The organism is Flavobacterium sp. IMCC34518 (genome assembly GCF_027111095.2).
GTDB classification, from domain to species: domain Bacteria; phylum Bacteroidota; class Bacteroidia; order Flavobacteriales; family Flavobacteriaceae; genus Flavobacterium; species Flavobacterium praedii.
In genome coordinates this window covers 3,570,393-3,581,164 of the sequence record NZ_CP114284.2, presented here as the reverse complement: position 1 = coordinate 3,581,164, position 10,772 = coordinate 3,570,393, and the positions used below count along the sequence as shown (strand labels likewise).

Genomic DNA, 10,772 nt, shown 5'->3' with positions numbered 1-10,772 from the left:
TTAAAATTATTTTGTTTTAAAAAATCCCGCTAATATAACCTTTCTCAATATGATTTCAGGTATAAACAACCAGAATTTTATTCATTTTATTAACAAATTAACATTGCCATTTAGTTAATAAATTAAGTTCGTTTTAACTGTATGTTCATTATTTTTTTTGTCAATTAGCTTTAATCGATTTTAAAGGTATGATTTTTGCTTTTAAACATCTTATTCACTAAATTTACAATAACAATACATAATATTATGGATGATAATTTTTCACCAAGAGTAAAAGACGTTATTACCTATAGCAAGGAAGAAGCATTGCGACTTGGCCATGATTTTATTGGTACTGAACATTTAATGCTCGGCATTTTAAGAGATGGCAATGGAAAAGCAATTCATATATTGAATAACCTTGATATAGATCTAGACCACCTTCGGAGAAAGGTTGAAATTCTAAGTCCTGCCAGTCCTAATGCTGAAGTAAGTATTGAAAAGAAGAATTTACACCTAACACGACAGGCAGAACGCGCTTTAAAAACTACTTTTTTAGAAGCAAAAGTTTTTCAAAGCTCTTCAATTAGCACTGCACACCTACTATTATGCATCTTACGAAATGAAAATGATCCCACAACCAAGCTATTGAATAAACTTAAAATTGATTACGATGTAGCTAAAGAACAATACATTAATATGACTCCAAACGAAGAAGAATTTTTAGAAAACTTGCCAAAAAACGAATCATATAATGATGATTCAGGACAAGATGACAGTCTTAAAGAAGGGAATTTTAATAATCCTGCCAACAAATCAAATAAAAAATCTAAAACCCCAGTACTTGACAATTTTGGGAGAGATTTAACAGAGATGGCTGAGGAAGGAAAACTTGACCCTGTAGTAGGACGTGAAAAAGAAATCGAACGTGTTTCTCAAATTTTGAGTCGCCGTAAAAAAAACAACCCCCTTTTAATAGGAGAACCCGGAGTTGGTAAATCAGCAATTGCCGAAGGACTTGCTTTACGTATCATTCAGAAAAAAGTTTCCCGCATTCTTTTTAACAAACGAGTGGTAACACTTGATTTGGCAAGTCTTGTTGCTGGGACGAAATACAGAGGTCAGTTTGAAGAGCGCATGAAAGCAGTAATGAATGAATTAGAAAAAAATGATGATATCATTCTTTTTATTGATGAAATTCATACTATTGTAGGTGCTGGCGGAGCGACTGGTTCATTAGACGCTTCTAATATGTTTAAACCCGCATTATCAAGAGGGGAAATTCAATGTATCGGAGCCACAACATTAGATGAATATCGTCAATATATTGAAAAAGATGGAGCACTTGAAAGACGATTCCAAAAAGTAATTGTCGAACCAACCACTGTTGAAGAAACAATAACAATATTAAATAACATAAAAGATAAATACGAGGACCATCATAATGTAACGTATACTCCTGAAGCAATTGAAGCCTGTGTAAAGTTAACAGATCGATATATGTCAGAACGCTTTTTGCCAGACAAAGCAATTGATGCTCTTGATGAAGCTGGTTCCCGTGTTCATATAACCAATATTGATGTACCGAAACAGATTTTAGACTTAGAACGTCAATTGGAAGAAGTTCGTGAATTGAAAAATTTAGTTGTAAAAAAACAAAAATACGAAGAAGCAGCAAAACTTAGAGATGACGAGAAAAAAATAGAAAAAGATCTTGCAATTGCTCAAGAACAATGGGAAGAAGATTCAAAAAACAATCGAATTCTTGTTAGTGAAGACAATGTTGCAGATGTCGTTTCTATGATGACTGGAATTCCTGTAAATCGTATTGCACAAACCGAAAGCAACAAACTGGCTAAATTACCAGAACTTATTCAAAATAAAGTTATTGGACAAAATGAAGCCGTGTTAAAAATAGCTCGCTCTATACAACGAAATCGAGCAGGATTGAAAGATCCAAATAAACCAATTGGTTCTTTTATTTTCTTGGGTCAAACAGGTGTTGGTAAAACACAATTGGCTAAAGTTCTTGCTAAAGAATTATTCGATTCTGAAGACGCTTTGGTTCGAATTGACATGAGTGAATACATGGAAAAATTTGCAATCTCCAGATTGGTTGGGGCACCTCCAGGATATGTAGGCTACGAAGAAGGAGGACAACTCACAGAAAAAGTTCGAAGAAAACCATATTGCGTAGTATTGCTTGATGAAATCGAAAAAGCACATCCTGACGTATTCAATATGATGTTACAAGTTCTTGATGATGGTTTTTTAACAGATAGTTTAGGTCGAAAAATTGATTTTAAAAACACAATTATTATCATGACCTCAAATGTTGGCGCACGTCAATTGAAAGATTTTGGACAAGGAGTTGGATTTGGAACCGCTGCCAAAGTAGCACAAGCAGATGATAATTCTAAAAGCATTATTGAAAATGCATTGAAAAAAACTTTTGCTCCTGAATTTTTAAACAGAATTGATGATGTTATTGTATTTAATACTTTAGAAAAAGAAGATATTAATTTGATAATTGAAATCGAATTGAAAAAATTAGTTGATCGTGTAAAAGAATTAGGATATCAATTAAATCTTTCTGACAAAGCAAAAGCTTTTATTGCAGATAAAGGATTTGATAAACAATTTGGAGCAAGACCACTTAAAAGAGCAATTCAAAAATATGTAGAAGATGCACTTGCTGAAGAAATTATCACTTCAAAAATCACATCAGGTGATGAGATCTTTATGGATATCGAAGAGGGTTCTCAAGAATTGACTGTAAAAGTTCACAAAGCTGAAGAACCTAGAAATCAAGCTGAAGAACCTACAAATCAATAATTTACAACAATTTATAAAATTACAAACCCGTTACGTTTTAATAACATAACGGGTTTATTCTTTATATAAATTTGTTGTATTTTTTAAAAACAAATATTTACATTTGATAATTATATAAAAGTTCAACAAAAATCAATTTATGCTTCAAAATAAAGTTATACTGGGTAGTGAAGAATGGTGCTCTTTTCCAGAATTAGGAATTCCTACAATTAAAGCTCGCGTAGACTCTGGTGCCAAAACATCTGCTTTGCATGCCATCAATATAGCTCCATTTATAAAAAACGATGCCAATTGGGTAAAATTTGACATTAATCCAATACAAAACAACATAAAAACGGTGATTCATTGTGAAGCGCCATTGGTAGATAAAAGAATCGTAAAAAGTTCAAGCGGATTTAGAGAACATCGCTATGTTATCCAGACCAATCTAGCTATAGGGGATTCCAAATGGCCTATTGAGATGACATTGACCAATCGAGATTCGATGGGTTTTAGAATGCTTTTAGGACGTGAAGCAATGAGCGGAAGAATATTAGTTGATCCTGAACAAAAATATCTTTTGGGACAACCAACCCCTGAAAGCCTTAAAGAATTGTATATTAATTCTGAAAAAGCCAGTTCAGGATTACGAATTGGACTTTTGGCTAGCAATCCTGAACTTTATAGCAACAAAAGAATCATGGAAGCTGGAGAAATGCGCGGACATGAAATGCACTTTTTAAACATCAAGGAATGTTATATGAAACTGGATGCCAAAACTCCAGAAATCCATTATCGTGGTGGAAAAATACTAAATCAATTTGATGCCATAATTCCTAGAATTCGGCCTAGTATCACCTTCTATGGTTGCGCTTTGACCAGGCAATTTGAAGCGTTAAAAGTATATTGTTTAAACTCCTCAACTGCTATCACACAATCTAGGGACAAATTATTTTCATTACAACTTTTATTAAATCATGGAGTAGATATCCCTACTACGGGATTCGCCAATTCTCCCTTAGATACCGATAATTTAATCAAAATGGTTGGAGGTTCTCCGCTTATTGTAAAATTATTAGAAGGTACTCAAGGAAAAGGAGTTGTATTGGCAGAAACCAAAAAAGCAGCAGAAAGTGTAATTAATGCATTTAAAAGTCTGAATGCAAATATTTTGGTTCAAGAATTCATCAAGGAAGCAAATGGAAAAGATATTCGTTGTTTTGTAATTGATGGTAAAGTAGTCGCTGCCATTCAAAGAGAAGCCATGCCAGGAGAATTTAGAGCTAATATTCATTTGGGAGGTACTGCATCAATAATTAAAGTTACACCTGAAGAAAAAAAGATAGCAATTAAAGCAGCCAAAGCTATGGATTTAAAAGTAGCTGGTGTAGATATCATTCGCTCTGCAAAAGGACCTTTATTGCTTGAAGTAAATTCTTCTCCAGGTCTAGAAGGAATTGAAGGTGCCACCAATAAAGATATTGCTGGAGAAATGATAAAAGCAATTGAGAAGAATTTTAAAATTAAGTAGCCTATTATTTTTGAACACTAAAAACAGACGGAAGATCGAAAAAACAATTTAAAAACTTAGCGTGCTGTTTAGCTTATTTAATTTGAATTCAAAATCCGAAATCCGAAAATATGAATCCCTACCTTGATGTAATTATCCGAAGTGCAGCTGTATATTTATTCATGGTTATTGCCTTACGTATTTTTGGCAAAAAAGAATTATCACAATTGAATACTGCTGATGTTATTTTGATTTTATTGATTAGCAATGCAGTTCAAAATGCAATGGTTGGAAACAACACAACACTTTTGGGTGGGATCGCAGCTGCAACCGTATTATTCACAATTAATTTCACTTTAAAAAAATTAATGTATCGCTTTAAAAAATTCAGCGATTTTATGCTCGAAAAACCTGAAATTCTCATTCATGATGGCACTTTGGATTTTAAAATCTTAAGCAAACTGAACATCACATCGGATGAATTAAAAGAAGCGATGCGGGAACATGGAGTTGAATATTTTGCTGATGTAAAATTGGCTATGCTTGAAATTGATGGTAATATTAGCATCATAACTGGAGATAAAATGCTAAAACAAACCCATTACAAGCGAAGAAAAAATCATAAAAACTTAATTCAAGGAATGTAAAAGCTTTTAAATTCCTAATAACTTTTCTTTCGATTGTTTTCTATCACTAACCATTAAAGATTTGATCCAGCTATTATTTTTTTGAGAAAGTTGAATAAATCACTAAATTTCTAAATTAGGTACTATCTTCAATACCTAATTTATTTTGGTTAATTTTTATATATTTGTTACACCGAGAGGAAGCTTCTTGCGATTATTCACTGGATGTTTACCTTGTGTAGCCTCAATTTTTATGTTGGGGCTATTTTTTGCTATTGTGTCTTCTTCGAAGCCAATTGCCCGAGAGGTCAACTTTTGCTCCTCTTCTTGGATATTTAGCTGATAAATAGCATCGTAAGCTTCATTCTTTTTCCATAAATGATAAATCATTGTCAGTATCTTTTTTTGAACCGCCACATAACTTTTCATTTTTATTCCATGTTTTTCATAGGTTCTATCATATAAATCTTTGAAGGGTTTAACTTTGCATTGAATAACTACCAATGACGGCATATGTAAGGCGCGTCTTATTCTTGAATTCCCTCTTTTTGATATTTTGGTTTTACCAACACGCTTTCCTGATTGTGCTTCAACTACGTCATAACCCGCATAAGACACTAACTGTTTGTAATTCGTAAATAATGTAAAACCGTTGGTTTCAGCCAAAATAGTACTCAATGTTAAAATTCCTAATCCTTTCATTTTCAATATATTTTCAGTCTTGTCATAAACTTCTTTATTAGATTTCAAATGAATCTTTATTTCTTTGTCCAACTCTTTGAGCTGTGTCTCAAATAAAATTATGGTTTGCTCTAATTGATTTGTAACTGAATCCAAATGGTGCATTGCAAAACTCAACGCATCTAATTGGTTTTTTAAAACCGTTTTCAATTCGGTAACATTTTGATGTTGCCTTGTCAACAATCGTAATTCATAGAAAAAGGATCCCATTGGTTGCCATAAATCTAAGCACTGTTCGGCTCCCATTTGTGATAATCCTTTGGCATCAATGCTGTCATTTTTTGATTTGAGCCCAATAGCTTCCAAATATTTTTTTGCTTTATTAGGCAAAATTATAGAAACATCAAATCCTTTCCCAAACAAACAATAAGCACAATTCTCATGATAAATCCCTGTAGCTTCCATGCAAATTACCACAGGAATAGTTTCCTTTTTATGCTTTAAAATCCACTCTTCCAAAGAAGAAAATCCTTTTAATGTGTTAGAAATAATGGTACTTGACTTTACAGTTACCTTTTGTTTTTCATCAATAACACTAATACAAGCATTAATTTTTTTGCTTGAAACGTCTAATCCAACAGAATACTTTAAATTCATAACTCTTTGATTTAGAATCAATAAACAAAATATTACATAAATCTTTGCTCATTTTTTATACAAGATCCAAATTAAATTCTGGTCTTTAAGTACTATTGTGACTCGAAATGTAATAAAAACGAAATGGATTAACCTAATGTCTACAATATCATCAAAAGATGTATTTCGCCCCGATAGAATTTGGCCATTTCGTTTTGCTTATCAATTGTTGTATTTCAAAGATACATTTCATATTTTTAACATAGTCAAAGATATGAGCCCCGATAGAAGTGGCATCTCCCGATTTAGAAAAACAAGGCTTTTTTTGCCGTAGTTTTTGTTAATTGGGAATATAACGGATAGCGGGACTTTTGGTCTTCCTTACGCAACGCTGTGCTCCTAAAAATACTATTTCAAATTCTGATTCTATGTTAGACTTCATGACGAATTCAAAAGCAGAATATCTGGGTTTTAAAAATTTTTCTTTTGCATGTAAAAAAAAACCATTCTATTACGAATGGTTTTTTTTTATAAATTTTGACAGTGAAAAATATTACAAGAAAATACTAAGAAAGTAGTAGCAGATAGCAGCTAATAAAGCTGAAATTGGAATAGTTAAAACCCAAGCCCAAATTAAACTAACTGTTACACCCCAACGAACAGCTGAAATTCTTTTAGTCAAACCTACACCAATAATAGATCCGGTGATTGTATGCGTTGTACTTACTGGTACTTTGAAGTGTTCTGTGATATATAAAGTTAATGCTCCAGCAGTTTCTGCCGCTACACCTTCAAAAGAAGTCACTTTAGTTATTTTTGACCCCATTGTTTTTACAATTTTCCAACCACCACTAAGTGTTCCTACTGCTATTGCAGTATAACAAGCTAATGGTATCCAATCTGGCATTACACCTTTGATACCTTTATCGTCGTTAGCAAGGGTTACTTGTAACCAATCCGGTAGACTTTCTATTGCAACTCCACTTGTTTGAATATAAACAGCAACTGCAGCTGCAATAATACCCATAACTTTTTGAGAATCATTACCTCCATGTCCCAAACTAAAAGCAGCAGAAGAAACCAATTGCATTTTCTTTAACCATGCATTGGCTTGGTGCAAATTAAGACTACTGAATATCAAACAAAACAAACTTACTGTTAGTATGATAAAAGCAACCAAAAACCATTTTATGTTATGTGATTCAAAAACAACACTCCAGAAATGTGAAACAAAACGAGGTTTTTCAATATCTGCAAAGCTCACCATTTGACCTTGAACAAACCAAATAGTTAAAATCATTAAGGCCACCGTAAAAATCTTTGGAAAAATACTTTTTCGAGAAGCATTTAGCAACCAAATTGAAATTAAATATGACATCAATGCACCTAATAAAGGAGCCAATACAATGAAGGCAATAATAATAAGCACTCCTGATGGCATTCCACCATCTTTTCCTGCCTTATACCAGCTTACAATATTGTACCAATGATGAACATTTCCATCTATAGTGTAATCAGAAAATCCATGTACAGCAAAAGCATGAGCCAATGCAGCACCAGCAAAACCACCAATTAAAGTATGGGATGAACTTGAAGGAATTCCTTGCCACCAGGTAATTAAATTCCAAATTATTGCCGCAACAACACCAGCTAGAATAACAACAAGGTTAATCTCACTTGCTTCGGCTGTTTTTGCAACCGTATTTGCCACTCCCAAACCAAATACCCAATAGGCCAAAAAGTTAAAAAAAGCGGCCCAAAGTACTGCTTGAAAAGGAGATAACACCTTTGTCGCTACTACTGTAGCAATTGCATTGGCAGCATCATGAAAACCATTAATATAATCAAAAATTAATGCTAGTACTATAATAATTATGAGTAAAGTCATATCTATATCTTAGATTGATCGAATTAAATTAAGAATGTTTTACTGTAATGGATTCCAAAACACTGGCAACACTCTTACATTTATCGGTTGCTGATTCTAAAACTGACAACACTTCTTTGTATTTAATGATATTTTTGGCATCGGTTTCGTTTTCAAAAATCTCAAAAACGGCTTTATTGTAAACCATATCCGATTTATTCTCCAATTTATTGATTTTAGCACAAGCATTGGTGATGGTTTTCATGTTTTCTAAGTTTTTCAACTCTTTAACAGCAACATCAATGTTTTGACAGGCTTCTAAATTGATTTCAGTCATTTTACGAATGGACTTTGTAATTTTATCCACTTGATATAAACGCATTCTAGAAGCAGCACCATGAAGATAATCAGCTACATAATCAATTGAAGTAATCAAAGAGTGAATATCTTCTCTATCAAAAGGAGTAATAAAATTTCTACTCAATTCCAAATTGGTTTGACGAGTAATATCCTCTCCTTTTTGTTCTAATTCATCTATTTTCACAAAAAGAGCTTCTCTTTCTTTCAAAGGAAGATTTACAGCTTCGTGTAAAATTGAAGCCAATTCGATTAAATTACTAGACGCTTCTTCAAAAAGAGGAAAGAATTTTTTGTCCTTTGGGACTAAAAATTGAAAAATACTATTTAATGACATTTGTTTATTTTTTAGTAGTGCAAAATTAATTCATTATTTAAAGCCAATGTTAAGCTAATGTTAACAAATCTTCTTCTATTTGAAAACTATTTAAAAAGGAAACAGTTTTCTCAATATCATAATGCAATATCCTATCCTCATTTACCAAAGGAACTTCTTCCCTGTAGGATTTTAAAAACATTTCGATAAAGTCACTAGACTGCAAAGGTCTACGATATTCAATTGCCTGTGAAGCATTCATTAATTCTATAGCCAAAATGCGTTCCAAATTATCCATTACTCGCAAACATTTTGTAGCACCATTTGCCCCCATGCTCACATGATCTTCCTGTCCATTACTCGAAACAATACTATCTACACTTGATGGAGTCGCCAACTGTTTATTTTGACTTGCGATACTTGCAGCAGTATATTGCGGAATCATAAATCCAGAATTCAAACCAGGATTATCAACTAAAAATGCAGGAAGATTTCGCAATCCTGAAATCAATTGATACGTTCTACGTTCCGAAATACTACCAAGTTCAGCCAATGCGATAGCCATAAAATCCAATGCTAAAGCCAGCGGTTGTCCATGGAAATTGCCTCCTGAAATAATCTGGTCGCTTTCGATAAAAATATTAGGATTATCGGTTACCGAATTAATTTCAGTTTTGAACACTTTTTTTACATAATCAAAGGCATCTTTTGAAGCTCCATGCACTTGTGGAATACATCGGAAAGAATAGGGATCTTGAACATGATTTTTATGTTGTTCTATTATTTCGCTTCCATCCAAAAATTCTTTTACCCTTTTGGCTGTTGCGATTTGACCATTATGTGGTCGTATATAATGTATTAACTCATTGAAAGGCTCAATTCTACCATCAAAACCTTCTAAGGAAATTGTTCCGATTAAATCGGCTAAATAAGAAAATTTATTGGCTTTCATCAAAATATGTGCACCATAAGCACTCATAAATTGAGTTCCATTAAGTAATGCCAAACCTTCTTTGGATTTTAAAACGATTGGCTCCCATCCAAAATGCTTTAACACAACACTCGAATGCACTTTTTTACCTTCGAACCAAACTTCTCCCTCTCCTAATAAAGGCAATGACAAATGTGCCAAAGGAGCTAAATCCCCAGAAGCCCCCAAGGATCCTTGGGTATATATTATAGGAAGGATATCCTTATTATAAAAATCGATCAATCGTTGAGCCGTTTCTAACTGAATTCCTGAATGCCCATAACTTAACGATTGAATTTTAAGCAACAACATTAGTTTAACAATATCATTTGGAACTTCATCCCCTATTCCACACGAATGAGACTTTACAAGATTTTCTTGAAGCTTAGAAAGATTTTCATTGGATATTTTCACATTACAAAGAGACCCAAAACCGGTATTAATTCCGTAAATAGGATCTAAATTGGAAGCCATTTTAGCATCTAAATACTTTCTACACTTTAGAATATTTGTTTTAGCTTCTTCAGAAAGTGATATTGATTTATGATGCGAAATAATCTCTTGTAAACTTTCGAAAGAAAGTAGGCTTGTACTTATATAATGTATATTATCCATTTCATTTGATTTTAAGTGTTCAAAATTCAACAAATCAATATTAAAAAGCAATTATTTTTGAGGATAATTAAAAATATGATTTAAACCTATTTCAACTTTATTAAATTAGCCCCAATATATCTTATATAAAAACATATAAATCGAACAAAGTTTACAATTATTGTTTTAAAATTAATACCCGCATTTTTTGATTAATAATCAACATAAACCCCGATGAAAATCAATTTTAAAACAAAGATAATCTCAATAAAAGCAGAAATAAATTATGCAATATTAAATTTTATCCCATATTAAAATCAAATATTAAACTATTCGTAAAAACACTCCCAAAAGCTTTGTTTTTTTATAAAAAACAGTACTTTTGGAAAATCAAAAATGAAAAATTTTAACAGTACATATCA

7 protein-coding genes are annotated in these 10,772 nt (G+C 32.5%); 3 read left to right on the top strand and 4 right to left on the bottom strand.

The features are described 5' to 3' along the window. Positions 1-246 precede the first annotated feature (246 nt). The 3 genes from OZP06_RS15420 to OZP06_RS15410 all read left to right on the top strand — a co-directional run bounded on the left by OZP06_RS15420 (position 247) and on the right by OZP06_RS15410 (position 4,950). A complete protein-coding gene (locus OZP06_RS15420; RefSeq protein WP_281323940.1) occupies positions 247-2,814 on the top strand; it encodes an ATP-dependent Clp protease ATP-binding subunit in 2,568 nt (855 codons plus the stop codon). Positions 2,815-2,953: 139 nt separating this feature from the next. Next, entirely contained in the window at positions 2,954-4,324 is a 1,371-nt protein-coding gene (rimK, locus tag OZP06_RS15415) for a 30S ribosomal protein S6--L-glutamate ligase (protein WP_269222654.1), read from the top strand. Between the two features lie 110 nt (positions 4,325-4,434). Next, on the top strand, positions 4,435-4,950 hold the full coding sequence (locus OZP06_RS15410; protein ID WP_269222653.1) for a YetF domain-containing protein: 516 nt from the start codon (positions 4,435-4,437) through the stop codon (positions 4,948-4,950). Positions 4,951-5,106: 156 nt separating this feature from the next. Here the strand turns inward: OZP06_RS15410 and OZP06_RS15405 are convergent, their stop codons facing one another. The 4 genes from OZP06_RS15405 to hutH form a co-directional block, all read right to left on the bottom strand. Next, positions 5,107-6,267 (bottom strand): IS110 family transposase, encoded by a 1,161-nt coding sequence (locus tag OZP06_RS15405; RefSeq protein ID WP_269222240.1) that lies wholly within the window; start codon positions 6,265-6,267, stop codon positions 5,107-5,109. A gap of 532 nt (positions 6,268-6,799) precedes the next feature. Next, entirely contained in the window at positions 6,800-8,134 is a 1,335-nt protein-coding gene (locus OZP06_RS15400; RefSeq protein ID WP_269222652.1) for an inorganic phosphate transporter, read from the bottom strand. A 28-nt stretch (positions 8,135-8,162) separates the two neighbouring features. Then, on the bottom strand, positions 8,163-8,807 hold the full coding sequence (locus OZP06_RS15395; protein WP_269222651.1) for a DUF47 family protein: 645 nt from the start codon (positions 8,805-8,807) through the stop codon (positions 8,163-8,165). A 49-nt stretch (positions 8,808-8,856) separates the two neighbouring features. Continuing rightward, complete coding sequence (hutH, locus tag OZP06_RS15390; protein ID WP_269222650.1) at positions 8,857-10,371, bottom strand: histidine ammonia-lyase; 1,515 nt, start codon at positions 10,369-10,371, stop codon at positions 8,857-8,859. Positions 10,372-10,772 lie beyond the last annotated feature (401 nt).